The organism is Bacillus cytotoxicus NVH 391-98 (assembly GCF_000017425.1).
Lineage (GTDB): Bacteria > Bacillota > Bacilli > Bacillales > Bacillaceae_G > Bacillus_A > Bacillus_A cytotoxicus.
Genome location: NC_009674.1, coordinates 2,869,801 through 2,895,333, shown reverse-complemented (window position 1 = coordinate 2,895,333; position 25,533 = coordinate 2,869,801). Strand labels below are relative to the sequence as shown.

The following is a 25,533-nucleotide window of genomic DNA, read 5'->3' as shown; positions in this document are numbered from 1 at the left end:
CCTCCTAATAAATGAAAAACATTCTTTTTTAATTAAAATTCGCCAATATTATATATTTCCTTCTAAAATATTAGAATTTTTTGACAAATACCGAGTGAGTGTTTGATAGCATAAAAAAACGCCCCTGCAAAATATGCAGGGACGAAAAAAACTCGCGGTACCACCCTAGCTTGTGAAAAAAAGATAACACAAAATAAGGGAGAAAAACGCACCATCAAAAATAAAAAACGCCCCTGCAAAATATGCAGGGACGAAAAACTCGCGGTACCACCCTAAATTGTGAAATGATTTATTTCACCACTCTGTAGAAGTAACGGTCTATTTACCGTCTTTTACTACTCCAAATGTTTCGTAAAAGAAGCTCCAGGGGGTAATTCATAATTCGCTCTGTACTAGTTTGCACCGACCACTAGCTCTCTGTAATCAAGAAACGAAATACTACTAAGTCCTATCAACGCCGAATTCATATGATGTTAGTTAAATTTTTAACACATATAGATCTTGTATGTCAATAAAAATAGGGATTATTTTTTATAGAAAATAAAGGAGAAAGTTTTATTATGATGAATTTGTTCGTTATAATGAATTTCGAGAGGAGGAGAGAAATGAAGAAAAAACTATTTCTTTTTACAGCCTTATTTATTTTAGTTGGAAGTGCAGGAATTTACACAGCTTTTGCTGCGACGCCAGATCAAACGAAACAAAAGAGCATAGAAACGAAAGGAAATCAGAAGGAAAATAGAGGAAAAATTGCTGAGAAATTAGGGGTATCAGTTGAAGGGAAGAGTGAGCAGGAAATTCAAGAAGAATTAAGTAAAGCAAGATATGAAAAGAGACATGAGTTATTAATCGAGCATGCAAAACAGCTTGGAATTGATACGGAAGGAAAGAAAGATGAGGAAATTATTCTGGAAATCGGTAAGATCCAGCATGGAAGATGAAACGACTTATCATAGGATAAGTCGTTCTTTTTTAAGAACGAATCATTGAAAAGGAATTGACAGAGATTTCTCTTTAATGTTAACTTTATTTGTAAATAAGTTAACATTAGGGGTGACAATTATGACAGTAAGTAGTCGTACACGAGAAAAAATACCGTATACATATGAAGAATTAGCGGAAAAGAATAAAGCGTATGTATGGCACCCATTTACACAAATGAAGGATTATATAGCAGAAGATCCAGTTATTATTGAAAGAGGTGAAGGGCGTAAATTGTATGATGTGCATGGTAACGCTTACTGGGATGGAGTTTCTTCCATTTGGCTTAATGTACATGGACATCACGTTCCAGAATTGGATGAAGCAATTCGTGAGCAATTAAATAAGATCGCTCATTCTACTATGTTAGGGCTTGCAAATGTACCGTCTATTTTACTTGCAGAAAAGGTTATTGAAGTTGTTCCAAAAGGGTTAAAAAAGGTATTTTATTCAGATTCAGGTTCGACAGCTGTTGAGATTGCAATTAAAATGGCGTTTCAATATTGGCAACATAAAGGGAAACCTAAAAAACAAAAGTTTATTACATTAAAAGAAGCATATCATGGTGATACGATTGGTGCTGTTTCTGTAGGAGCAATCGACTTGTTTCACCAAGTGTATCGCTCTCTTTTATTTCATGCAATCAAAATGCCTTATCCGTCTACATATCGTTCTCCTTATGGTAATAACGAGGAGGAAATCGTTCAAAAGCATTTGGAAGAAATGGAGGAATTATTGAAACAGAAACATGAAGAAATTGCAGCACTGATTGTAGAGCCTTTAATACAAGGGGCTGGCGGTATGATTACAATGCCAAAAGGGTATTTGAAAGGGCTTCGTGATTTATGTACAAAGTATCATATTTTATTTATTACAGATGAAGTAGCAACAGGATTTGGCCGTACAGGAAAAATGTTCGCCTGCGAGCATGAGGGAGTGACGCCGGATATATTAACAGCTGGAAAAGGATTAACTGGTGGATATTTACCGGTAGCGATTACCGTAACAACAGATGAGGTTTACAATGCTTTTTTAGGTGACTACGCAGAACAGAAAACCTTTTTTCATGGCCATAGTTATACAGGAAATCCACTAGGTTGTGCAGTAGCGATTGCAAATCTAGAACTTTATGAAAAAACAAATGTAGTACAAAACGTTGTAAAAAAGGCAGATTATGTAGCAAATAAATTGGCAGCGCTTTATGAGTATAAACATGTTGGTGATATTCGCCAACGTGGCTTGATGATTGGGATAGAACTTGTTGCAAATAGGGAAACAAAAGAGCCGTTTGAATGGACAGAGCGGGTAGGAGTAGAAGTATGTAAACGATCAAGAGAGCTTGGGATGATATTGCGCCCTCTTGGTAACACAATTGTATTCATGCCTCCGTTAGCATCTCAAATAGATGAACTAGATGAAATGTTACGCATTTTATATCAAGCAATTGCAGATATTACGGAGGGGAAATCATGAGTGGCTTTTTTATTACAGCAACGGATACCGAAGTAGGAAAAACAGTTGTTACAGGTGCAATAGCGGGGGGACTTAGAAAGCTTGGACATCATATAGGAGTATATAAACCGTTGCAAAGTGGTCATAGCGCTTCTCACCCAGAAGGTGATGCAGCTAGATTAAAGATGGCATCAGGAGTAGAAACAGCAGTGGATAAAATTTGTCCGTATTCGGTTGAAGAACCGCTTGCTCCAAGATTGGCAATGCAGCGTGCAGGAAGAACGGTAACATTGGCGGATATTACTTCTTATTATAATGAGCTAATGGCAGAGTTTGATAGTTTATTAGTAGAAGGGGCAGGGGGACTTGCTGTTCCTTATACAGAAGATGCACTCGTTGTTGATTTTGCTAAGCAATTAAAATTACCGCTTATCATTGTTGCGCGTCCCACATTAGGTACTGTCAATCATACTGTTTTAACAATCTCATATGCGAAAGCAAAAGGTTTGCAAGTTGCAGGTGTTATTTTATCGGGCTGTAAAGAAGATGAGAAAGAACGTGTACAAGAAAATAAAAAAATGATTGAAGAGTTAAGTGATGTGCCAGTTTTCGGTTTATTTCCAAAGATTCGGGAAGAATATACGCGCGATGAACTAATAAAAGCAGCAGAAGAGAGTATTCAGATTTCATATTTAGAGGAGTATATGAAAAATGGAACAAGCATGGAATTTACACTTTTACGCTAGTTTAAATCGTCTAAAAGAAAAGTCACAATACCGTGAAGTAGTGGTAACGAATCAAGCTGAAGAACCGTGGCTGATTCGGAACGGAGCGCGTATGCTGAATTTGGCATCGAATAATTATCTCGGTTTAGCGGGGGATAGTCGGTTAAAAGAAGCGGCTATTGAAGCGATAAGGACATATGGAGTAGGAGCGACGGCATCACGGCTTGTGGTAGGAAACTATTCCCTTTATGAAGAGGTAGAAAAGAGTATTTGCGATTGGAAGCATACAGAGAAAGCGATGATTGTGAACAGTGGATATACAGCGAATGTTGGAGCCATTTCTTCTCTAATGGGACGCCATGATGTCATTTTCAGTGATAAATTAAATCATGCTAGTATTGTTGACGGAGTGAAACTGAGCGGTGCAAAGCAGAAACGATATCGTCATAATGATTTACATCACTTGGAGCAGCTACTACAAACAACACCTTCTGAAAAGAGAAAGTTAATTGTAACAGATACGGTGTTTAGTATGGAGGGAGATGTTGCTCATTTAAAAGAATTGATTGCATTGAAAGAGAAATATGGAGCACTTCTTATGATTGATGAAGCACATGCCAGTGGCATATACGGGGAACGCGGTGCTGGAATTGCGCATGTGGAGCCAGAGCTTTCTAAAAAAATTGATATTCATATGGGTACATTTAGTAAAGCGTTAGGGTGTTATGGGGCTTATTTAGCAGGAAATGAAGTTTGCATTGATTATATGAGAAACAAGATGAGAAGTTTTATTTTTACAACGGCATTGCCACCAGGGGTACTTGCCACTATACAGTGTGCAATTGCTATTGTGAAAGAAGACGAGGCAAGACGAAAAAGACTTTTAGAAAACGGTGCGTATTTTCGTAATGTGTTAAAAGAAGCTGGATATAACATTGGCAATAGTTCAACACATATTGTTCCGGTTATTGTAACGTCGAATGAAGCGGCGATACGCTTTAGTAGAAAAGTGCAAGAAGCTGGAATTGTAGCGATTGCAATTCGGCCACCAACTGTTCCGCATAATAGCTCGCGCATTCGATTTACAGTGACATCTGAGCATACAAAGTCTGATTTAGAGTGGGCGATTCGGCAAATTGTGAACATTGGAAAAGAAGAGGGGTTTGTGGAATGAAACAACTTAAGCTAATCTTTATCCCTGGATGGGGAATGGAAAAACAAGTATGGAGCCCAATCCTTTCACTTTTGCAGGAAAGTTTTGCCGAGTATATTGAGTGGCATGATGTAAAAGAAATCAATGAATTTGCAAAGCGGGTAGAAAAAGCTGCTGAAGGATACGATGTCATTTTAATCGGGTGGTCGCTTGGCGCGTTAGTTGCCCTTGAAGTATGTAACAATGTGAAAACAAAGGGAATGATTTTAATAAGTAGTACAGCAAAGTTTACAGTAGATGAAAGGTATAAACATGGCTGGAAACCTTCTTTTGTTGAGAGAATGAAAAGGAATATAAAAAAAAGAAAGAATGAGACATTGAGCCGTTTTTATATAAGTATGTTTGCCGAAGAAGAGAGTGCTGTAAAAGAATCATTTGAAAATATGATAAAAGAATTTCAAGGTGATTCGACAGAGTCTTTACAAACAGGGCTCGATTATTTAATGAGAGCGGACATGAGGGAACGCTTAAAAGATGTAAATGTACCAATGTTACTTTTACATGGAGAACAAGATTCCATTTGTCCTTTGCCTGCTGCTCATTACATAAAAGAAAAGACAAATGCAACACTTAAAGTGATTCATCAAGCGGGGCATGCCATTTGTATAACGAATTTTGAATATTGCGCAAATGAAATTAATAAATTCATAGAGGGGATACGAAATGATCAATAAAACATTGTTGCAAAAACGATTTAATAGAGCGGCTGTATCCTATGATCAATATGCCAATGTACAAAAGAAAATGGCTCGTCATTTACTTTCGCAGTTGGAAAAACGATATAGCAAAGCAGCGGCGATTCGAATTTTAGAACTTGGCTGCGGAACGGGATATATCACGGAGAAGCTTGTGCATTTATTTCCGAATGCACAGATTACAGCTATTGACTTCGCGGAGAGTATGATTGCTGTTGCGAAACAAAGACGCCATGTTGATGAAGTTACCTTTCGATGTGAAGATATTGAAAAGCTTATATTAGACGACTTCTATGATGTCATCATCTCCAATGCAACATTTCAATGGTTAAATGATTTGCAGGTGTCCCTTGTAAAGTTATATAAGCATTTAGCTGGAGAAGGCATCTTGTTATTTTCAACATTTGGAAATCGAACGTTCCAAGAACTCCATCGTGCTTTTGAACGAGCGAAAGAAGAAAAAAATATAAAAAGTCATGTATCAATTGGACAGCGTCTTTTTACAAAAGCGCAGTTGCAAAATATATGTTCCATAAAAAAAGGGAATGTTCATGTATCTGAAACATGTTACATAGAGAAATTTACTCATGTTAGAGACTTTTTTAAGTCGATTCGCAAAGTTGGTGCAACAAATAGTAATGAAGATACGTATTGTCAAAGTCCTTCTCTCTTTCGGGCGATGCTTCGCATATATGAGAGAGACTTTACGAAAGAAGGGGAGATTATAGCAACGTACCATGCTTTATTTGCGCACATAGAAAAAGAGGGGAAGAGGAGAAATGAAACAAATACAAACAAAAGTAGATTGGAAGAAAATTGCGTTTGAAGGGATAGAAGGAAAAAGGATAACGAAAGAGGATGCGTTAGCGATTTTAGAAGCAGATGATACAGAAGTATTAGAGATTATGAATGCTGCATATATGATTCGTCATCATTATTTTGGTAAAAAAGTGAAATTAAATATGATTATTAATACGAAATCGGGATTATGTCCAGAAGATTGTGGTTACTGTTCTCAATCAATCGTTTCTGAAGCACCGATTGATAAGTATGCTTGGTTGACACAAGAAAAAATTGTTGAAGGAGCACACGAAGCAGTTCGCCGAAAAGCTGGTACATATTGTATTGTTGCATCTGGTCGCCGTCCAACAGACAAAGAGGTAAATCATGTCATTGGTGCGGTGAAAGAAATTAAAGAAACAACGGATTTAAAGATATGTTGTTGCTTAGGCTTTTTAAATGAGGATCAAGCAAAACGATTAGCCGAGGCCGGGGTTCACCGTTATAATCATAACTTGAATACACATGCGAATCATTATGATAATATTTGCTCCACACACACGTATGATGACCGAGTAGATACGGTAGAAAAAGTGAAGCAAGCGGGCATTTCTCCTTGTTCTGGTGCAATCTTTGGAATGGGAGAAACGAAAGAGGAGCGCGTGGAAATTGCTTTTGAGTTACAACGGCTAGATGCAGACTCTATTCCATGTAATTTTCTCGTCTCTGTAAAAGGCACTCCGTTTGAAGGGCGAAAAGAATTAACGCCAGTGGAATGTTTAAAAATATTAGCGATGATGCGTTTTGTAAATCCTTCCAAAGAAATTCGAATTTCTGGAGGCCGTGAACTAAATCTAAGATCTGTACAGCCGTTAGGATTATTTGCAGCCAATTCGATTTTCGTTGGAGATTATTTAACAACAGTAGGTCAAGAGTCAACAGCAGACTGGGAGATGATTCAGGACCTAGGATTTGAAATTGAGGAATGTGCGTTATAAGTAAGAAAAACCAAGCTTTTAGAGCAAGCTTGGTTTTTGTAATTAAAATGTAATAAAGTGGAAATAGGGTTGTCTGGAAGCCATTTGCTCCTGGAAATACAAAAGTTTGGCCGAATTTTCCAATCTAAAATGGTGCATAGTAAAAATGGAATTTACATTGGGTTGGAGGATTTTACATGCACAAGTATATATTGGCTATTATGACGACACTTATTTTAGTAAAAGCGATTAGTTCAGATCCTGTAAAAGCAGTGCAAACCCCTGAACAGAAGGAAATGCAACAAAGAATTGAACAACATTTTCGAACAAAGGCAGAACACTATGGGATTAAAACTGAGGGAAAAGATTTAAAAGAGGTAAGAAAAGAATTACATATTGTAGAGGAAGAAAAAAAGAGAGAAAATGTTTGGAAAACAGCACAAAATTTACGAATTAAGACGGAAGGGAAAACAATGGAAGAGTTAATTCGAGATGTACGAAAGAAAGTAAGAAAATAAGGAATTCGACTTCATTTTGAGAAACATAAAAAAGAGGCAAACGCCTCTTTTTTATGCCCATTGTTTTGATAAATGAGCCATTTCAATTGCGGAAACTGCAGATTCATAGCCTTTATTTCCAGCTTTTGTCCCTGCGCGTTCAATTGCTTGTTCAATTGTTTCAGTAGTTAATACACCAAAAATAACGGGAATTTCTGTTTGTAGTGACAAAGATGCAACGCCTTTAGCAACTTCATTACAAACGTAGTCATAGTGTGATGTAGCCCCGCGAATAACAGTGCCGAGTGTAATCACTGCATCATACTTACCGCTATTTGCCATCTTTTTAGCGATGAGTGGAATTTCAAATGCACCTGGAACCCATGCGACATCAATATGAGTTTCTTCTACACCATGTCGTTTTAAGCCGTCTAATGCGCCCCCTAAAAGTTTGCTTGTAATAAATTCATTAAAACGTCCTACTACTACTCCAATTTTTAATCCTGTACCTACTAAATGACCTTCGAATACCATCATGATCTCTCCTTTAAATAGATTATAAGTTTAATAAATGACCTAATTTTGTTACTTTTGTCTGTAAATATGTTTTATTTTCTTGTTTTGTTGGCATTTGCAATGGTACGCGCTCAACAATTTCTAGTTCGTACCCTTGTAAGCCAGCAATTTTTCTTGGATTATTTGTTAATAAGCGCAGCTTTTGTAATCCTAAGTCTTTTAATATTTGTGCACCAATACCATAATCGCGAAGGTCTGCTGGAAATCCTAACTTTTCATTTGCTTCTACTGTATCTAGCCCTTCTTCTTGTAATTTATAAGCGCGCAATTTATTGAGAAGTCCAATGCCGCGCCCTTCTTGTCTCATATAAAGAAGCACGCCTCTACCTTCACGCTCAATTTGCGTAAGGGCAGCATGGAGTTGTGGTCCACAATCACAGCGGCAAGAGCCGAAAACGTCCCCAGTTAAGCATTCAGAATGAACGCGGACAAGAACAGGCTCATCTGTTGAAACATCACCTTTTATAAGAGCGATATGTTCTTTTTGATCTAGAGAATTCGTGTAACCAATTGCATGGAATGTACCAAATTCAGTTGGTAATGTAATTTCAACTTCTTTTGTCACAAATGTTTCGTGATGGCGACGATATGCAATTAAATCTTCGATTGTAATCATCTTGATATCAAATTGCTTAGCAACTTGTATTAAATCAGGGACGCGAGCCATCGTGCCATCTTCCTTTATAATTTCACAAATAACTCCTACTGGTTCTGTACCGCATAGTTTTGCAAGATCCACTGCTGCTTCCGTATGACCAGCGCGACGAAGTACGCCTCCATCTTTTGCAATTAGCGGAAAGATATGCCCAGGGCGATTAAAATCGCTACCCTTAGAAGATGGATTTAATAATTCACGCACAGTTGTAGCACGTTCATGGGCACTAATTCCTGTTGTTGTAGAAATATGGTCAATACTAACTGTAAATGCAGTATGATGAGAATCAGTATTTTGAGATACCATAGGTTCTAGTTGCAGACGTTTCGCATAGTGTTCTGGAAGTGGTACGCATACAAGACCGCGGCCATGTGTAATCATAAAATTGATTGTTTCCGGTGTAATATACTCGGCTAAGGCGAGAAAATCACCTTCGTTTTCACGGTTTTTGTCATCACATACAATAATGACTTTTCCTTGTTTTAAATCTTCTAGTGCTTCTTCAATACGATGAAACATCGTGCTTCCCCCTTATAGAAATCCGTTTTCGTGTAAAAAGCTTTCTGTAACTGAATTGTTCCGCTTTGTTGGTTGTGACATAAACTGTTCGATATATTTTCCAATCATGTCACACTCAATATTGACGATATCCCCAGCTTCTTTTGTGCCAATAATAGATTCGCTTACTGTATGGGGAATAAGCGAAATTGTAATGGAATTGTCATCCACATCAAAGATTGTTAAACTCGTACCGTCAATTGCAATGGAACCTTTTTGTAAACAATAACGAAGTAAATGGTTGGGCATTTTGATTTTGTAATATATGGCATTATAATGTTGCTTTTTACTTACAATGGTGCCAGTTCCATCAATATGACCTGTAACAAAATGTCCACCGAAACGTCCGTTAGCTGCCATAGCACGTTCTAAATTCACTTGAGAATGTTGCTTTAGCATGCGAAGTGATGTTGATTTCATTGTTTCAGGCATCACATCAACCGTGAAATGAGATTCGGTAAATGATGTAGCAGTTAAGCAGATACCGTTAACGGCAATGCTATCTCCTATTTTGATATCCGATAAAATGAAACGTGCTTGAATTGTTAGTTTCATTGCGTCCCCGCTTTGTTTCATAGTGGAAACGGTTCCTAATTCTTCTACGATTCCTGTGAACATGAAGGCACCTCATTTCGCTTTCTAGCAATAACTTTTATATCATTACCAATCTGTGTTATCTCTTGAAATTGCAGAGAAAGTGCGTCTTGTAGCTGTATAAAACCAGTACCGCCAAACCAAGTAGGAGCATCTTTTCCACCAATTAATTTTGGGCTTATATAGGTTACAATTTCATTGAAACCATTTGCCTCTAAAAAACTTGCATGGATAGACTGTCCTCCCTCTACAAAGAGTGAAAGAATTTGCTTTTCACCAAGCAAAGAGAGAAGATCTTGAATTTCAATGCGACCTCTGTTCATTTGGAATACAGATACATGTTCAGACTCATATTGCAATATTTGGTCTTTTTGAACGTTCTTTCCAACGATAATCCATGTTGGAGCTACTCGATCTGTTACCACATGAGAGAGGAGCGGTGTTCGTAAATGTGTATCTAAAATAATCCGAATTGGATTTTTACCCCCATTTGGAAGGCGGGTAGTTAACGATGGATTATCAGCAATGATTGTATTGACTCCGACAAGAATCGCGTCGTGTGTGTGTCGATAGTGATGAACATCATCGCGGGCTGCGTCTCCTGTAATCCATTTGCTTTCCCCGGTAGTAGTTGCAATTTTTCCATCTAAGCTCATTGCTGTTTTTAATGTGACAAAAGGACGCTTTGTTTTCATATAGTGAAAAAAGTATCGATTTAAGGAACGCGCCTCTTCCTCTAAAATACCAGTTGTGACATAAATACCAGCTTCTTCTAATTTCTTTTTGCCATTGCCAGCAACAAGAGGATTAGAATCAAGCGTAGCGATTACAACGCGTTTGACTTTCTTTTGAATAAGCAAGTTACAGCATGGCGGAGTTTTTCCAAAGTGGCTGCATGGTTCAAGTGTGACATATACAGTTGCCCCTTTTGCATGAGCACCGGCCATGCGCAGTGCATGAACTTCTGCATGTTCTTCACCTGCGCGAAGATGAGCCCCCATTCCGACGATTTTCCCATTTTTCACAACAACAGCACCGACCATTGGATTTGGGCTCGTTTGCCCCGCTGTACTTTGCGCCAGCTGTAAAGCAATTTTCATATATTCTTGGTCCGTCATTTCTTTCACCTCTCCTAAGAAAAATCAAAAAACCCCAAGGATATCATCCTTGGGGTTTGGGAGACGTGATTTCTAGAAATATAGTACGAATACGAAAGTACAAGAAAGAAACCTAGCTATGTTTTATATTTTTGCATAGAAAAGAAGCCTAGCAAAAATATATTTTTTTACATGCTAGTGTACATATTTTATTTCAGCATAGAAAAATAGGTATATGAAATAAAGCATATACGATTATGAAACATGTGCATGCTAAAATAAAAGTGTATTCGCTATATAAGCACTAGAAAACATATCCTTCTCCCATCCAGACTATACTGTCGGCTCTAGAGTTTCACTAGATCCACCGTTTTCAATTTTGAAAACGGGTCACGGACTTAGAAGCGTGCACTTCATCACCGCCGGTTGGGAATTTCACCCGACCCCGAAGGATGCTGTTTGCTCACATTATAGCACAAAAAATAAAAAAGGATAGAAAAAATACTCGAATATGGAGAATTGCGTGACAATAAAAAAGGGAAAACTGTTGGGGGAGAAGGGAATTGGGTAAATCATAATTGTTTGCTAAAGTGAGAAAAAGCATGCACCTCGATTGGTGCATGCTTTTTCAAAATTATTTTGTTTCTGGAGCACGAACAACGGATTCAAATTTGCCCTTATGTGCTGCATCGCAATAAGGCATATTTTTTGATAAACCGCAGCGACATAAAGAAAATGCAGGTTTCGCTGGGAAAGCATTCCCTTGCGAATCGACTAATTCCACATCCCCTGTAATGCGAAATGAGCCGTTGTCATTTACTTTAATTTGTACTTTTGCCAACCAAATTCCCTCCTTCCAAACGCTTAAGTTCATCATATAATTGCAAGAGGAACTTGACAATACAAAACTTACTTTGTCTGAAGGGGACGAGAGTGTTATAATATCGTTTATAACTGACTATAGTAAGGTGACTAAGTATGAATAAACAATTACGTACACTACAAAATGTTGCAAATGAGCGCACATGGGCGTCTTTTTTAAATGATAATCATCCATATAGTTTACTTCATTGGTCAATTGCAGGTGTGGGGCAAGAGGCGAAAGATGTATGGTTATTACAAGATGAGGTAACGTTTCAAACAACTGAATTTGCAACACTTGATGAGGCAATGAAGTGGATTTCTGAAAACATGGAACAGATTACAGATGTTTTAGCACAGTAATAGAAAAACAGGCTTAAGCGAGCCTGTTTTTTGTTTCTTTTACATAAGTTTCTAAAAATTGATCGATGGCATATTCATATTCTTGTTTATTTTCATTATAAGAGCAAGCATGTGCACCATGCTCTGCAATATAGAGCTGTTTATTATCATTCTTGGCGTCGTATAGCGCTTTTGTCATGTCGCATAAAATATAGTCGTCCTCTTTACTATGAATAAAGAGGACGGGATTATTTATATTTTTTATGCAATCAATTGGTGAAACTTCACGAATCGTATAGCCATCACGAACTTTTAAGAATGCATTTGCTAAAGGTAACAACGGCCATTTTGGTAAATGGAATTCAATTTTCAATCGATGCTGAAGTTGCTCGTGAAAATCAGAAAATGGACAATCTGCGATATAAAAATCAGCACCATCTTCGATCATTCCTGCATATTGTAGAAGGGTAGCAGCGCCCATTGATTCCCCATGAATACCGAGTAGAATATCTGTACCAAAGCGGGTTTTCAGCCAATCCACTACAGCTTTTAAATCATACTTTTCGTAATACCCATAACTTGTTGTCTTACCACCGGATTGACCGTGTCGGCGGTGATCGTAAATGAATACGTTATATCCTCTTTTTAAAAATAAATTTGCATATTTGATAGAATTTATTTTATTCACTGTTACACCGTGACAAAAAATCATAAATTGATTGGAATGACCGGCAGGAATATAATATCCATGAATGTCGTATCCAAATTGTGAAGGAATCCAAATTTCTTCTTTCGGTAAGGCTTGAAAATCACTTAAGTGAAAGTGTTTTTTTGTTTCGCGTTCTAAAATTTCTTCGTCTGTTTTTTTCTTTAAATACATGATTTTATTCGTAAAAAAAATACCCATACCAATTAATGCACCTAGTATCGTTAGTACTGTTGTAAAAATACGTTTCATACCTTACCTCATCCTCCAAAGAACTTTTACATATGATACACTTATATTGTATCATAGTAGTTTAAAAAGGTGGGAGCAGGGAATGGTTCAAATACAAAAAATTACAGATGAGATGAGAGGTACGATTCGCAATATTATGTGTGAAAATTGGGGCAGCACAATGATGGTTTCCAAAGAAAGAGCCCATCAATTAGATGAATTACCAGGATTCGTTGCAATCGAAAATGACAGAATAGTAGGAATTATAACGTTTGAATTAAAAGAAAGTATGTGTGAAATTGTATCATTAGATAGTTTTACTGAAAGGAAAGGGATTGGCACGAGACTTGTAGAAAGCGTGATTACATTAGCCCGAGAGAACATGTGTAACAAAGTATGGCTAATTACGACAAATGATAATACAAATGCACTTCGATTTTATCAGAAACGCGGTTTTATCATGACAAATTTGTACGTGGATGCCGTGGAGAAGGCAAGGAAAATAAAAAAAGAAATACCGTTTTTTGGCTATGATGATATTCGTATTTTGCATGAAATTCAACTCGAATATAGATTGTAAACGGTCGTTCATGTAACAATTTTCAGAAATATAAAACAACAAACTTGACGGTATGTATTTTTTAGATTACTTTTTAGTTGTAAACTATTACCATATTAAGGGGTGACGATGTGGCAACAATACGTGATGTTGCAAAAGTAGCTGGTGTTTCAGTCGCAACCGTTTCACGAGTCATGAATGAAAAAGGATATGTTCATGAAGATACAGTGAAACAAGTGAAACAAGCAATTGAAGAATTAAACTATAGGCCTAATGCAGTAGCGAAAGCTTTATTTACAAAATCTTCAACAATTATTGCTATACTTGTGCCGAATTTACGAAATCCATCATACATAACTTTACTTCGTTTTATAGAAGAATCAGCATATCAAGAGGGGTATCAAGTTATTGTTTGCAGTGTGGAAAATAAAAGAAATTATATAGATATATTATCTCGAAATCATATAGCTGGAATTCTTATGACGGAGGAAGTCTTTCAGGAAGTAGGAGAAGTTTCAGTTCCATTTTCTGTAATAGATATGAAAATGCCGCTTTCCAAATATTATCAAAGTGCCAAAAAGGCCGTTACTATGCTTAAAGAAAAAGGATGCCATTTTCTAGCGTATATTGGAGAAAAGGATCATCGTGAAGAGATGGAGGAGCATATATCTGGCTTTTTAGATGCAGTTTGGGAAGAGAAAATACCATATCGAGTGGAATCTTTAGAAGAGGATACGGAAAAGCGATATCGAGAAGTATTACAAAAGTATCCATACGTAGACGGTATTGTCGCTTCAAGTGATAAGGATGCCATTTCTATTATTCGTGCAGCAAATTCTCTTGGCATTCATATACCGAATGAATTACAAGTTATTGGATTTCAAGGGAGTATGCAAGGAGAATGGGTAACCCCATCATTATCAACGATAGAAAACTGTTATGAAAAAAAAGTAGTGCATACCTTGCAACAATTAGTTGGAAAAATAAAGAAGAAACAAGTGAAACATGAAGTTGTGGAAACGGAGTTTGTATTTATAGAAAGAGAATCAACGAAGTGAAAAAGGTGCGCTTGAACAGCGCACCTTTTTATAGTGTAATTGCGGCAATAAATCCGAATAGAAGTAATGGAATATTGTAGTGCAGAAAAGTTGGCACACATGTATCCCATATATGGTGGTGCTGCCCATCTGCATTTAATCCTGAAGTAGGTCCGAGTGTACTATCGGATGCTGGAGAGCCTGCATCACCTAATGCCCCCGCTGTACCAATAATAGCAATTGTGGCCATTGGGCTAAATCCAAGTTGGATACAAAGCGGAACGAAAATTGTTGTTAAAATGGGAATGGTAGAAAAAGAGGATCCAATTCCCATTGTGACGAGTAATCCAATAATAAGCATGAGAAACGCTGCAAGCGGTTTGCTATTTCCGATTAAATGAGCGCTCGCTTGTACAAGTGATTCAACATGTCCTGTCTTTCTTAAGACAGCGCCGAAACCAGCAGCAGAAATCATAACAAACCCAATGAAAGACATCATCCTCATGCCGCTTGTTAAAATAGCATCTGCCTCTTTAAGAGGCAGACTTCCACTAATGGATAATACGATAATTCCCGCTAAGGCACCAAAAATCATCGACTCTGTTGTTAATTGAACAGTTAACGTTGCCAGAATAGATAATAATCCAAATATAATGCTTCTTTTTGTATAAGAACTATCTTCATTCGCTGTACCTTGAATCGTTTTCGTTTCATACGTACGTGGTTTGCGATAAGTAATGAATATAGCTATGCATAATCCGGTTATCATACCCATTGCTGGGATAGTCATCGCCTTAGGGATAAGAGATACATCAAATGTAAGTCCACTTTGCTGAGCATTTGTTTGTAATACATCATGATAAATTTTTCCAAATCCGGCTGGTATCCACATATAAGGTGTAATTAACCCAAAAGTGATGAGACATGTCACCAATCTGCGATCTATTTTCAGCTCATTTAACACTTTTAAAAGTGCTGGAATTAAAATTGGGATGAAAGCGATATGAACCGGAATCACATTTTGTGAAAAACAGGCCATTGCAAGAATAATAAATAAAATGAGTATTTTGGAATACATTTGTTTTTTTGTGTCTTTATCATTTCCAATTATGTTTAGTGCCGCGTGAATCATGGCATCAGGTAGTCCAGTCTTCGAAAGGGAAATAGCAAATCCACCGAGCATTGCATAGCTTAAAGCAATTGGTGCACTGTTTCCAAGACCAGTAGTAAATACGTTAATTGTTTCTGAAATACTAAGGCCACCGATTAGCCCACCTGTTAAAGCACCAACAATAATGGCGACAATGACTTGGACACGTAATAAACTAAGCAATAGCATGACGGCTACTGCGATAAGTACAGCATTCATAATCAATATAATCTCCTAAACTTTATTCTGTTTATACCATTTTTTACCGTAAAGAATGCGTTCGAAGCATTTAAAGTTGCGACATACCATTATAAAATGTTTTCACAAAAATGTAAAAGGGTACAAAAATGATTAATATGAAATGGACAATTCTTGTTTAATGGAATGTAAAGCGTGAGCAAATCGTTCTGGCTCTTCCAAATTCGGAGAATGTGCGGAATTTGGAAACCAAATCATTTTCTTGATTGGTGCTCGAATCTTATCACAATATTGTTGTACAAGTGTATAAGGAGTTTGATAATCGAAACGACCGGAACAAAAATAAACTGGGACCGACAATTCTACAATAGTTGAGAAAAAATCAATGGTTAGCATCTCTTCCCATAATGTTCCTGACTTTACATGACCGGCGAGAAATTTCAACCAATCAAGCCAAGTATATTCTGATGAAAAGAAGCCTTTTCGAATAAAGGAAAACGAAGAACCGTTTTGAATGGCGCCTCCAAATGTGCCAAGCCACCTTCTTTGAATCATAAGCCGTTTCATATCTAAGAAAGGTGGATTCCCTAATTTTGCAAGCGAGGTCAATGCGCGTGTATGTCCATGTTTTTGGGCGGAATGAATTAAGTGTTGAAATAAAAGTTCTTCGTTTTGTTTCATGTGTACAATTTGTCCAATACCAATATAAGCTTTGATATATTCTGGATATGCATGTGCGACGTTTAATCCAATAATGCTGCCCCATGAATGTCCAGCTAAAAATAAGTTTTTTCGGTTAAAGCGAGATAGAAGATACCGAATGACTTCTAGTGTATCTGAAACGAACTGTTCAATGGTGAAGGGAGTTTGAATATCTCGCCATGAAAAAGACTTTCCTGCCCCGCGCTGATCCCAATTGACAACGATAAAACTCTTTTCTAACTCTTTTTGAAAATGGCGAATAAATCCGATTTGCGCCATACCAGGCCCACCGTGGCACCATAATAAGATAGGGTTTGTTACGGCTCGTCCGCGTATAAGTAAAGATTGTTTTCGGTTGTTAATCATTACGCTTTCAATCGTAGCGATACTACCAGGGATGAGCTGTTTATTTTCAGTATAAAACGATGGAGTGTGGCTACGAAAAAGCATGTGAAAAACCTCTCTTTCTTCAAGCGTATATGTATCGCACAAGCTGGAAAATGTGCATATACTGTTAGAAAATCATTGTATCATAACTTACTATCTGTATTTCAAGTATGTGAGCTCTAGAGGGGGGAGAAAAAAGTGACAATTGGAGAAATTATAGATCGCTTAAATAAACGGGAACCGATTGCAATTCTTGCAAAACGCCTCGAAATGAGCCCCTATACATTGTCAAAAAAATTAAGAATGCTCGGATATGAATATGACAGTGAGCAGAAGAAACGAATATTTACTGGAGAGGGAGAAGAACCTCGACATTTATACCTCCAAGAGGCCATGGCATTGCAGTACGTCAAGACGGATTATCAAGTATTAATTTATGAGCAATTGCAGAGCATATATGAATTATTACAAAGAAGAGAGGAACGCTTTCTTCTAAAGAAAAAAGGTTGCAAGAAAAAAAAGAAACGCACGTTTTCTATATGTACGGAAGTGCTAGAGCAATTAGATGATCTATGTAGCACGAAAGGGATGCATAAATCTCAAGCAGTAGAAGAGGCGTTACAAGAATTTCTAAAAAAATATGAGGTATATGATGATTGAACGACGAACAAGATAGCTATTTACTTTTTGAGTGGCAACTATTCTGTTATTTCCTTAAAAGAGACCTTTTCTTGGTAATGATATTACAATGCGGAGAAATCGAAAACATTTGTACGTAGTGAGAATTTCATCTTTAACGAAAGAATACACAATCAATAAAAAACCCCCTATTTTTAATAGAATAGAGGGTTTGGGAAGTTAGTTCATTCGTTGTATTCTTCCGTCAATCGTTGGTTGGATTGGTTCTTTCATTTGTTTGACGTAATCAACTAACGCTTCAAAATCAGTTGGGCCCGTTTCAGCATTTTGTCCATTTTTAAAGCTAATAAATCCATCTCCACCTGAAGCTAAAAAAGCGTTGGCAACAACACTGTATGTTTTGGAAGGGTCGAGGTCCTCTCCGTTTGCTAAACGAATCGTTGTTACTTTTTCACCATTTGGCTTATTAGCATCCCAACTATATTGAATACCAGAGATTTGTAGCATCCTTGTGATTCCTTTTTGCCATTGTTGATTTAACAGGTCACGGATATCTTGCCCTGTTAAATGTACTTTGATTAATTGGTTTCCGAACGGTTGAACTCCGTATAATTCACCCCATGTAATATCGCCTGCGTCTAAGTCGTTACGAATACCACCTGGATTCATTAGGGCAATATCAGCTTGCATAGTTGCACGCTGAGCGTCAGCAATGAAATTTCCAAGAGTAGATTCTCCAGCAGCATTTTGTTTCCGATCTAATGGGGCGTTCGTTCTTCCGACAACTTCATTGACAAGAGGCGCAATCTTTTCTTTATATTGATCAAGCTTTCGTTTCACTTGCTTATCAGGTTCTATCCCTTCATGATAGGTGGTCACAATCTCTGCTTTTTTGGAAACAATGTCTTTTGTTTTTCGATCAATTTGTATATCTACATCAGCAAAAGCTGTGCCGTATGAATGAGCTTGTACAAGCAGTTTATTGTTAACTGTTCCATTTACATAAGTGTGACTATGCCCACCGAAAATAACATCGATTTCTGGATCAGTTTCCGTTGCTAAGCGAACAAGATCTCCGTTTGTTACATCATCATGATTCGTTGTACCTCCAACATGAGCGAGAACAACGATGGATTTGACCCCTAGTCTCTTTAGTTGTTTTGCAGCTTTATTAACCGCTGCAACTTCATCTGTAATTTGAACATTTTTGAGCATGGTAGGTATGACAATATTAGGGGTATCTGTTGTGACCACACCTATGAAGCCAACGGGTACTCCTTGCACCATTTTTACAGTAAATGGTGGGAGAAATAAACGACCAGTAGATTTGTTGTAGAAGTTGGCAGCGATATATGGAAATTTCGCTCCTTTAAAGTTTCCAGTCTTCTCATGATAACCGCCATAAATAAGGCGGTGCATTTCGTTGACCCCTTCATCAAATTCATGATTCCCAACTGTTCCAACATCAAAACCTAAATCATTTAAAAATTCAATCGTTGGCTCATCCTGTAATAAAGCGGAAAGAGGTGGGCTTGCTCCAACAATATCACCAGCATGTACCATTAATGTATTTGGGTTTTGTTTTTCACGGTCACGTAAATAGGTAGCTAAGTATTCAGCGCCACCTGCTTCCTTGTTATTTATTTTTTTAACCGTATCTAATTGACCATGAAAATCATTGATACCAAGCAGTTGCACATCTATGTAGCGATTTTGTTCTGAAGGTGTTTGAGAGAGAGGTGCAGCAAAGGCAGTTGAGCATGTGACCATACTAAAAATAGCAAGTGCAGGAATTATTTTTTTCCACATCATTGATTACTCCTTTTTATCATTTGACATCATACGGCATAATTTTAATAGATTAAGAGAGTTATTTCTACAAAAATAGCGAATTTTTTAATAATTAACATAGAATTATTAGTAGATTTACATTTTTACAAATTTTATATGATGTATGAAGAGAGGACCTGCTCATACGTAGAAACAATTAGGCTTTTTTAAAGCAATTTGGAAAGAGAAAATGCATCGATATAGCTTTTTTATTGTTTAGAGTAGCGCACTTACCCTATAATGAAGAAAAAAGTAAAAGGTGAGCAAGACATGAAGAAAAAGAAACAAAGACAAAATCAAATGAATCAAAAAGAAAAAGATTCTATTACAATTGGAGATCAGCTGAATGCATCATTAATGGAGCAGTTAAAAAGTAAAAAGAAAGAACTGCGAGCAAGAGTGGAAGAAAGAGAATTAAAAGAGCAAGAAAGAAAACGCCGAGAACAAAAAGAGCGTGAAAAAAATAAGTCGTTTGAAGAACTATTAAGTGAAAGTAACCTAAGTTGGAAAGACTTTAAATAGTATGAAGAAATCATCAGTAGCTTTACGCTGATGATTTTTTCCAAGTCTAGAGGAAAAAGGGGAATGAGGATGAGGAAAATTGTAGTCGTTCCATATGAAAATCATTGGGGGGAGAAGTTTCAAGCGGAGGCAAAAAGGTTAAAAGAGGCGATGCCAGAACGTGTGAAAATACATCATATTGGTAGTACATCTGTACCAGGACTCGCTGCCAAGCCAATTGTAGATATGATTATGGAAGTGGAAAATATTGAAAGAGTGGACGAGTGGAATAAGTTGTTTGAAAAGCTTGGTTATATTGTAAAAGGAGAAAATGGTATTAGTGGTCGCCGTTTCTTCATGCATGGAACAGAAGAAAAACGTTCCTATCATTTACATGTCTTTGAAAGAGGAAATCCAGAAATTATAAGGCATCTAGCATTTCGTGACTATATGATTGCACACTGCGAAGAAGCAGAAGCTTATGCAACTTTAAAAAACGAATTAGCTACAAAGTATACATATGATGGCGGAAAGTATACAGAAGGAAAAACGAAATTTATACGGAATATTGATAAAAAAGCAAAAGAATGGTTAGAAAATAACGCAAGTGAGTAGGTTTACGTTATTTTACAGGGAAGAGGGAAGAAAAATTATGTAAACTGTGTGTATGTTTTGACTTTTTTCGTAAATCTTGTTCAAATGAAGTGAAGGTTATAAAAATGATAGAACTTGTTGATTAAGTTTTTATATTGCAGGGATAAAGAAGGAGGAGCAATCATGTATATTCCAACAACGACACTTCATAACGGTGTGAAAATGCCAATGCTTGGTTTAGGGGTATATAAAGCCAAAGAGGGAGAAGAAGTAAAACGAGCGGTAAAAACGGCTTTAGAAATTGGGTATCGTTCTATTGATACAGCGGCAGTATATGAAAATGAAAGCGGTGTCGGTGAAGCGGTTCGTAACTCGGGTATTCCGCGTGAAGAGTTATTTATTACAACAAAAGTATGGAATGATTATCAAGGATATGAAGAGACGCTTCAAGCGTTTGAAAAAAGTTTGGAAAAGTTACAAATGGATTATGTAGATTTATATTTAATTCACTGGCCAGTTAGAGGAAAGTATATCGATACATACCGAGCTCTAGAGAAGTTATATAAAGAAGGGAAAGTGCGAGCGATTGGAGTTTCTAATTTCCATCAACATCATTTAGAACGTCTTTTAGCCAACTGTCATGTGAAGCCGATGGTAAACCAAGTGGAGTTGCATCCAATGTTTGCGCAGTTTGAGTTGCGTGACTTTTGTCAAAACAAACAAATTCAAATGGAAGCGTGGAGCCCGTTAATGAGGGGGAGAGAAGTATTTGAGCATCCGATTATTCAAGAGATTGCTAGTAAATATAACAAAACACCTGCCCAAATTATTTTACGCTGGGATATTCAAAGTGGCATTGTAACCATTCCAAAGTCCGTTACACCATCTCGTATTAAAGAGAACTTTACGATCTTTGATTTTTCATTAACAGAAGATGAAATGAAACAAATTGATACATTAGATTGTAATGTACGTATTGGGACAAATCCTGATAAGTACGATACAATGTAAAAAAAAGCTACCATTTGGTAGCTTTTTTATCGATGTAGTGCATATGTATCACATTTTACAGCAGCTTGGATTTGTTTATATTCTTCATTCGTTAATGAACTTTTTGAATAGGCTTGTACATTTTCTCGCAATTGTTGAATAGAGCTTGCACCAGGAATGGCAGCTGCTACAATCGGATTGTGTAAACAATATTGAAGAGCAGTTTCAGTTAATGAACGTTCTTTCGTAACTTCTTTTATCGTAGTTAAAGTGCGAGTTAATTCAGGATAAGAATAAGAAAGGTACTCTTTTTCCTTCACTTTTTCTACTTTTCTCTCATTGTCATCTGTCAATAATCCTTTTGCAAGTGAACCTCTTGCAATAACGCTAATTTGATGTTCTTGAAGCAGTGGAAACCATTCTTCAGGTCGGCGATTTAATAAGCTATATTCCATCAATACACTCACGATATTAGAGCGTTTTATATATTCGCGAATCACATTTGGACGAATAGAAGAGATACCGTAATGACGGATGATTCCTTCTTGTTTTAACTCTTCAAACGCTTCAATTATTTCCTCAATCGGATCTTCTATCGTTCCTCCATGCAGTTGATATAAATCAATATAATCGGTTTGGAGGCGTCTTAGGCTTTCTTTTACTTCTGTTTTTATATAAGTTTTAGAAGGATCCCAAGACCATCCATTTTTTTCGGATGTCCAGCGATTTCCGACTTTTGTTGTTAAAATAACTTGATCACGTTTTCCTTTCAAAGCTTTTCCGACAAATTCTTCATTTAGTCCATAATGATATAAGTCTGCTGTATCAAAAAAGTTTATTCCTAAATCGATTGCTTCATGAATAATAGAAATGGCTTGCTTTTCTTCTGTACCAAGAGACATGCAGCCAAGTCCCATCTCAGTCACATATAAATCTGAATGTCCTAATTGGCGTTTTTTCATTTGTCAACCTCCTTACTTATATTGTACGGAAGGGAAAGAAGGTTGACAAATGTTTACCTTTTTGTTTTCGTAATCCAATCTTGTACCGTTTCGTATTCTTTTCCGTATTGCTTTAATTTATTGCGAATTTGCCAAGCTTTACCGACTAATGTGACTCGATTAGGCAAAATGTATATTTTCATTTTTATCAAGCTCCTTTCATTGTGGTAAAATATATGAAGAACGAATAGGAAATAGAATTAGGGAGATGGATAAGTGTGAGTAATCTTGCAGAAAGAACGGTTGCAACGGAACCCATTTTTGATGGGAAAGTTATTAAAGTTCGCGTTGATGAAGTAGTATTGCCAAATGGCGAAATGAGTAAACGTGAGATTGTCAATCATCCTGGAGCGGTTGCGATTATTGCAATAACGGACGAAGGAAAAATCGTTCTTGTTGAGCAATATCGTAAAGCGCTAGAGAAAGAGATTGTGGAGATTCCTGCTGGAAAATTGGAGCCAGGAGAGAAACCTGAAGTAACGGCTGTTCGTGAATTGGAAGAAGAAACTGGATATGTATGTGAAAAAATGGAATTTGTTACATCCTTTTATACATCGCCAGGTTTTGCCGACGAAATTTTGTATGTATATAAAGCAACAGGGTTAAAAAGAAAAGAAGATAAAGCGGCTTTAGATGAAGATGAATTTGTAGAGCTTATGGAAGTATCATTAGAAGAAGCGATTTCACTTATGAAAAGTCAACGTATTCATGATGCAAAGACAATGTTTGCTGTGCAATATTTACAATTACAAAAATAAACACTCGCCTTAGGCGAGTGTTTTAGTTGATTTTCGCATAGACGCGTGTATCATGTAATGTACCGTCTGGAGCGAGAAAATCATTTTCATGTGTACCTTCTAAAATAAACTCAAGTCGCTCTGCTACAGCACATGCATTTGCATTTGTTGCATCGCAGCGAATTTCAAGTCTTCTAGCGCCAAGTTTATCAAATGCGAATTGAACAGCGCCTTTCACAGCTTCTGTCATATATCCTTGTTTTGTATAAGCGCTATGTAACCAGAAATGAAGCGAAAACTTTGGAATATCCCAGTTTTCTGGCTGAAGAGTAAGAGCTCCGATAAAAGTACTAGAGGCTTTATCATATAAGTGAAAGGCTAATGTTTCACGAAGTAGAAATTGTCCGTGAGCTTCTCGGACGATTTCTTCAGCCTTGTCTTCGGTGTCGATTGTAACGGGAATCCACGGTTGCAAATCTTCTAAAGAAGCTTGAATTGCTTCATAGACCTCGGATCCGTCGCCTGGAAATGGCTTGCGTACTTGTAAACGCTCCGTCTGAAATAATGTTGGAAAATCTAATAATAATGGTTTCAAAGGAAATCCCTCCTATTCTCTACTTTTAAGTTTAGCAAAGTAGGACGGAATTTCAATCTTAATTAATCATACTTTTTTTCTCTTGTTCATACATTTTTAGTAAGAGTATGAACGGAGGGAAGAAGAATGTTGCGAAAAACTTGGCAAGATCGTGTAATAGCTCATCTACAAGAAAACTCATCGCTTTATATATTTGTTTCAGTGTTACTATTGATGGGCGTGGTGTTTGGAGCAATACTTGTAAATAGCTTACAGGTGAATCAAAAGCAAGATTTATCATTTTACTTAAGTCGTTTTTTTGGACAAGTCTCAAAAGGGGAATTTGCACTTGCGAGTGAAATGTTTCGTGAGAGTTACGTTTCCCAATTGAAATATATTGGATTTATTTGGATACTAGGAATTTCTATTATTGGGTTACCACTTATTTTTATTTTATTATTTTTAAAAGGAGTCGTGATTGGGTTTACAGTTGGTTTTTTAGTAAGTCAACATGGCTGGAACGGACTATTATTAGCCTTTGTCTCCGTTTTACCGCAAAATTTAATTATTATTCCAGCATTTCTTATCATGACAACGATTGCTGCTAGTTTTTCCTTACGTATGATTAAGCATCAATTTATTCGAAAGATCAACGAGCCACTATTACCGTTATTAATTCGTTATACTTGTTTTTTTCTTATTATTGGGGCTGTACTAGCAATCGCTTCCAGTATTGAAGCATATGCGTCACCAATACTTATGAAAGAAGTCGTTGAAGTTATTAATAAAAAATAAATACTACATGAGAATAATTATCAACTTATTTTGATTGTTTTTTCTTTTGACAGAAGCCTTTCTTCTGATATAATGGTGTAAGAGTGGCGAGGAGGGAGTAGTACCGAATGGAAGAAAGAATAGAACGAATTAAGAAACAATTACATGCAGCGAGCTACAAATTAACACCACAACGTGAAGCAACGGTTCGTGTGCTGCTGGAAAATGAAGAAGATCATTTAAGTGCAGAAGATGTTTACCTCCTTGTAAAAGAAAAGTCGCCAGAGATCGGATTAGCAACCGTCTATCGAACTTTAGAGTTATTATCTGAGTTGAAAGTTGTTGATAAAATCAACTTTGGAGACGGTGTTTCACGCTATGACTTACGCCAAGAAGGTGCACAGCGTTTCCATCATCATTTAATTTGCACAAAATGTGGTGCTGTCCAAGAAATCCAAGAAGATTTGCTTGGAGAAGTGGAGGAAAAAGTAGAGCGAGATTGGAACTTTAAGGTGAAAGATCATCGTTTAACTTTCCATGGGATTTGTGAAAACTGTCAAGAAAATGAAACGAATGAAAAATAGCCTTTTCCTATCTAGCTAGGAAGAGGTTTTTTATTTGAGTGAGGTATAAATGATAGAAAGCTTGGCATATGTTGTAATAACATATAATTTGGAGGAGTTTATCATGCGCCGAGCTTTGAAATTCACTTATGATGGAATGAAAGTATTTTTATTGTTTACAAGTTGTACGATTTTGTTTTATTTCGCTATACTATGGATAAATGAAGAATATGAAAGTTATCATCGTTATGAAAAGCCAAAAGAAGAGACAGTAGAAAAAGTATCAGGGAATGAGGAACCAGCAAAAGATGCTTTCGTAAATAGAATGATTTTTTTCTATGAAAATGGGGAGTAGTG

At 36.9% G+C, this 25,533-nt stretch carries 31 protein-coding genes, 1 riboswitch and 1 other annotated feature; of the genes, 19 read left to right on the top strand and 12 right to left on the bottom strand.

The window, feature by feature from the left end:
* Positions 1-243: 243 nt before the first annotated feature.
* Positions 244-464, bottom strand: a binding site (T-box leader).
* A 117-nt stretch (positions 465-581) separates the two neighbouring features.
* From BCER98_RS14260 to BCER98_RS14225, 8 genes are all read left to right on the top strand, one after another.
* Entirely contained in the window at positions 582-941 is a 360-nt protein-coding gene (locus BCER98_RS14260; protein ID WP_081428439.1) for a hypothetical protein, read from the top strand.
* Positions 942-1,017: 76 nt separating this feature from the next.
* On the top strand, positions 1,018-2,454 hold the full coding sequence (bioA, locus tag BCER98_RS14255; protein ID WP_012095277.1) for an adenosylmethionine--8-amino-7-oxononanoate transaminase: 1,437 nt from the start codon (positions 1,018-1,020) through the stop codon (positions 2,452-2,454).
* Positions 2,451-3,179 (top strand): dethiobiotin synthase, encoded by a 729-nt coding sequence (gene bioD / locus BCER98_RS14250; protein ID WP_012095276.1) that lies wholly within the window; start codon positions 2,451-2,453, stop codon positions 3,177-3,179. Before bioA ends, bioD begins: the two co-directional genes overlap by 4 nt.
* Complete coding sequence (gene bioF, locus BCER98_RS14245) at positions 3,145-4,332, top strand: 8-amino-7-oxononanoate synthase (protein ID WP_012095275.1); 1,188 nt, start codon at positions 3,145-3,147, stop codon at positions 4,330-4,332. The genes bioD and bioF overlap by 35 nt, the downstream gene beginning before the upstream one ends.
* Positions 4,329-5,045 (top strand): alpha/beta fold hydrolase, encoded by a 717-nt coding sequence (locus BCER98_RS14240; RefSeq protein WP_012095274.1) that lies wholly within the window; start codon positions 4,329-4,331, stop codon positions 5,043-5,045. Before bioF ends, BCER98_RS14240 begins: the two co-directional genes overlap by 4 nt.
* On the top strand, positions 5,035-5,892 hold the full coding sequence (gene bioC, locus BCER98_RS14235; protein ID WP_012095273.1) for a malonyl-ACP O-methyltransferase BioC: 858 nt from the start codon (positions 5,035-5,037) through the stop codon (positions 5,890-5,892). The genes BCER98_RS14240 and bioC overlap by 11 nt, the downstream gene beginning before the upstream one ends.
* Positions 5,846-6,844, top strand: coding sequence for a biotin synthase BioB (bioB, locus tag BCER98_RS14230; protein ID WP_012095272.1), 999 nt, complete (start codon positions 5,846-5,848; stop codon positions 6,842-6,844). Before bioC ends, bioB begins: the two co-directional genes overlap by 47 nt.
* Positions 6,845-7,020: 176 nt before the next feature.
* Positions 7,021-7,341: a hypothetical protein gene (locus tag BCER98_RS14225; protein ID WP_012095271.1), complete on the top strand. Its 321-nt coding sequence runs from the start codon at positions 7,021-7,023 to the stop codon at positions 7,339-7,341.
* Positions 7,342-7,392: 51 nt separating this feature from the next.
* On the opposite strand, the gene ribH is transcribed toward BCER98_RS14225, so the two are convergent.
* From ribH to BCER98_RS14200, 5 genes are all read right to left on the bottom strand, one after another.
* On the bottom strand, positions 7,393-7,854 hold the full coding sequence (gene ribH / locus BCER98_RS14220; protein WP_041809990.1) for a 6,7-dimethyl-8-ribityllumazine synthase: 462 nt from the start codon (positions 7,852-7,854) through the stop codon (positions 7,393-7,395).
* Between the two features lie 22 nt (positions 7,855-7,876).
* The gene (locus tag BCER98_RS14215) at positions 7,877-9,070 is read right to left on the bottom strand and encodes a bifunctional 3,4-dihydroxy-2-butanone-4-phosphate synthase/GTP cyclohydrolase II (protein ID WP_012095269.1); all 1,194 of its coding nucleotides are present in this window, start codon (positions 9,068-9,070) and stop codon (positions 7,877-7,879) included.
* A 12-nt stretch (positions 9,071-9,082) separates the two neighbouring features.
* On the bottom strand, positions 9,083-9,727 hold the full coding sequence (gene ribE / locus BCER98_RS14210; RefSeq protein ID WP_012095268.1) for a riboflavin synthase: 645 nt from the start codon (positions 9,725-9,727) through the stop codon (positions 9,083-9,085).
* Positions 9,709-10,821 carry a bifunctional diaminohydroxyphosphoribosylaminopyrimidine deaminase/5-amino-6-(5-phosphoribosylamino)uracil reductase RibD gene (gene ribD, locus BCER98_RS14205; protein WP_012095267.1) on the bottom strand — a complete coding sequence of 371 codons (1,113 nt, stop codon included), beginning with the start codon at positions 10,819-10,821 and terminating at the stop codon, positions 9,709-9,711. The genes ribE and ribD overlap by 19 nt, the downstream gene beginning before the upstream one ends.
* A gap of 291 nt (positions 10,822-11,112) precedes the next feature.
* Positions 11,113-11,257, bottom strand: a riboswitch (FMN riboswitch).
* Positions 11,258-11,434: 177 nt separating this feature from the next.
* Positions 11,435-11,677: a CDGSH iron-sulfur domain-containing protein gene (locus BCER98_RS14200; protein WP_012095266.1), complete on the bottom strand. Its 243-nt coding sequence runs from the start codon at positions 11,675-11,677 to the stop codon at positions 11,435-11,437.
* Positions 11,678-11,778: 101 nt separating this feature from the next.
* Here BCER98_RS14200 and BCER98_RS14195 point away from each other — a divergent pair, with 101 nt between their 5' ends.
* Complete coding sequence (locus tag BCER98_RS14195; RefSeq protein ID WP_012095265.1) at positions 11,779-12,024, top strand: DUF2552 family protein; 246 nt, start codon at positions 11,779-11,781, stop codon at positions 12,022-12,024.
* A gap of 13 nt (positions 12,025-12,037) precedes the next feature.
* Here BCER98_RS14195 and BCER98_RS14190 read toward each other — a convergent pair whose 3' ends face one another.
* The gene (locus BCER98_RS14190; RefSeq protein ID WP_012095264.1) at positions 12,038-12,961 is read right to left on the bottom strand and encodes an alpha/beta hydrolase; all 924 of its coding nucleotides are present in this window, start codon (positions 12,959-12,961) and stop codon (positions 12,038-12,040) included.
* 82 nt (positions 12,962-13,043) lie between these two features.
* On the opposite strand from BCER98_RS14190, the gene BCER98_RS14185 reads away from it, so the two are divergent.
* Positions 13,044-13,520 (top strand): GNAT family N-acetyltransferase, encoded by a 477-nt coding sequence (locus tag BCER98_RS14185; RefSeq protein WP_012095263.1) that lies wholly within the window; start codon positions 13,044-13,046, stop codon positions 13,518-13,520.
* 110 nt (positions 13,521-13,630) lie between these two features.
* Positions 13,631-14,557 (top strand): LacI family DNA-binding transcriptional regulator, encoded by a 927-nt coding sequence (locus BCER98_RS14180; protein ID WP_012095262.1) that lies wholly within the window; start codon positions 13,631-13,633, stop codon positions 14,555-14,557.
* A gap of 28 nt (positions 14,558-14,585) precedes the next feature.
* Here the strand turns inward: BCER98_RS14180 and BCER98_RS14175 are convergent, their stop codons facing one another.
* Together BCER98_RS14175 and BCER98_RS14170 are read right to left on the bottom strand one after the other, a co-directional pair.
* Complete coding sequence (locus BCER98_RS14175; RefSeq protein WP_012095261.1) at positions 14,586-15,905, bottom strand: Na+/H+ antiporter family protein; 1,320 nt, start codon at positions 15,903-15,905, stop codon at positions 14,586-14,588.
* 132 nt (positions 15,906-16,037) lie between these two features.
* On the bottom strand, positions 16,038-17,036 hold the full coding sequence (locus BCER98_RS14170; RefSeq protein ID WP_012095260.1) for an alpha/beta fold hydrolase: 999 nt from the start codon (positions 17,034-17,036) through the stop codon (positions 16,038-16,040).
* 135 nt (positions 17,037-17,171) lie between these two features.
* Here BCER98_RS14170 and BCER98_RS14165 point away from each other — a divergent pair, with 135 nt between their 5' ends.
* Positions 17,172-17,633 (top strand): ribbon-helix-helix domain-containing protein, encoded by a 462-nt coding sequence (locus BCER98_RS14165; protein ID WP_012095259.1) that lies wholly within the window; start codon positions 17,172-17,174, stop codon positions 17,631-17,633.
* A 198-nt stretch (positions 17,634-17,831) separates the two neighbouring features.
* On the opposite strand, the gene BCER98_RS14160 is transcribed toward BCER98_RS14165, so the two are convergent.
* Complete coding sequence (locus BCER98_RS14160) at positions 17,832-19,421, bottom strand: bifunctional metallophosphatase/5'-nucleotidase (protein WP_041809985.1); 1,590 nt, start codon at positions 19,419-19,421, stop codon at positions 17,832-17,834.
* 291 nt (positions 19,422-19,712) lie between these two features.
* On the opposite strand from BCER98_RS14160, the gene BCER98_RS14155 reads away from it, so the two are divergent.
* The 3 genes from BCER98_RS14155 to BCER98_RS14145 all read left to right on the top strand — a co-directional run bounded on the left by BCER98_RS14155 (position 19,713) and on the right by BCER98_RS14145 (position 21,548).
* A complete protein-coding gene (locus tag BCER98_RS14155; RefSeq protein WP_012095257.1) occupies positions 19,713-19,964 on the top strand; it encodes a YqkE family protein in 252 nt (83 codons plus the stop codon).
* A 69-nt stretch (positions 19,965-20,033) separates the two neighbouring features.
* Positions 20,034-20,558, top strand: a complete 525-nt coding sequence (locus tag BCER98_RS14150; protein WP_012095256.1) for a GrpB family protein — start codon at positions 20,034-20,036, stop codon at positions 20,556-20,558.
* Between the two features lie 162 nt (positions 20,559-20,720).
* The gene (locus BCER98_RS14145; RefSeq protein WP_012095255.1) at positions 20,721-21,548 is read left to right on the top strand and encodes an aldo/keto reductase; all 828 of its coding nucleotides are present in this window, start codon (positions 20,721-20,723) and stop codon (positions 21,546-21,548) included.
* A 26-nt stretch (positions 21,549-21,574) separates the two neighbouring features.
* On the opposite strand, the gene BCER98_RS14140 is transcribed toward BCER98_RS14145, so the two are convergent.
* Both BCER98_RS14140 and mciZ read right to left on the bottom strand, forming a co-directional pair.
* On the bottom strand, positions 21,575-22,489 hold the full coding sequence (locus tag BCER98_RS14140; protein WP_012095254.1) for an aldo/keto reductase: 915 nt from the start codon (positions 22,487-22,489) through the stop codon (positions 21,575-21,577).
* Between the two features lie 53 nt (positions 22,490-22,542).
* The gene (gene mciZ / locus BCER98_RS14135) at positions 22,543-22,671 is read right to left on the bottom strand and encodes a Z-ring formation inhibitor MciZ (RefSeq protein ID WP_012095253.1); all 129 of its coding nucleotides are present in this window, start codon (positions 22,669-22,671) and stop codon (positions 22,543-22,545) included.
* 75 nt (positions 22,672-22,746) lie between these two features.
* Between mciZ and BCER98_RS14130 the strand changes: the two genes are divergently transcribed.
* Positions 22,747-23,286: an NUDIX domain-containing protein gene (locus BCER98_RS14130; RefSeq protein ID WP_012095252.1), complete on the top strand. Its 540-nt coding sequence runs from the start codon at positions 22,747-22,749 to the stop codon at positions 23,284-23,286.
* Positions 23,287-23,308: 22 nt separating this feature from the next.
* Here BCER98_RS14130 and BCER98_RS14125 read toward each other — a convergent pair whose 3' ends face one another.
* A complete protein-coding gene (locus tag BCER98_RS14125) occupies positions 23,309-23,860 on the bottom strand; it encodes a GNAT family N-acetyltransferase (protein WP_012095251.1) in 552 nt (183 codons plus the stop codon).
* Positions 23,861-23,986: 126 nt separating this feature from the next.
* Here BCER98_RS14125 and spoIIM point away from each other — a divergent pair, with 126 nt between their 5' ends.
* The 3 genes from spoIIM to BCER98_RS14110 all read left to right on the top strand — a co-directional run bounded on the left by spoIIM (position 23,987) and on the right by BCER98_RS14110 (position 25,531).
* On the top strand, positions 23,987-24,634 hold the full coding sequence (gene spoIIM / locus BCER98_RS14120; protein WP_012095250.1) for a stage II sporulation protein M: 648 nt from the start codon (positions 23,987-23,989) through the stop codon (positions 24,632-24,634).
* 107 nt (positions 24,635-24,741) lie between these two features.
* The gene (fur, locus tag BCER98_RS14115) at positions 24,742-25,197 is read left to right on the top strand and encodes a ferric iron uptake transcriptional regulator (protein WP_012095249.1); all 456 of its coding nucleotides are present in this window, start codon (positions 24,742-24,744) and stop codon (positions 25,195-25,197) included.
* Positions 25,198-25,300: 103 nt separating this feature from the next.
* Entirely contained in the window at positions 25,301-25,531 is a 231-nt protein-coding gene (locus BCER98_RS14110) for a YqzK family protein (protein ID WP_041809982.1), read from the top strand.
* The last annotated feature ends 2 nt before the right edge of the window (positions 25,532-25,533 follow it).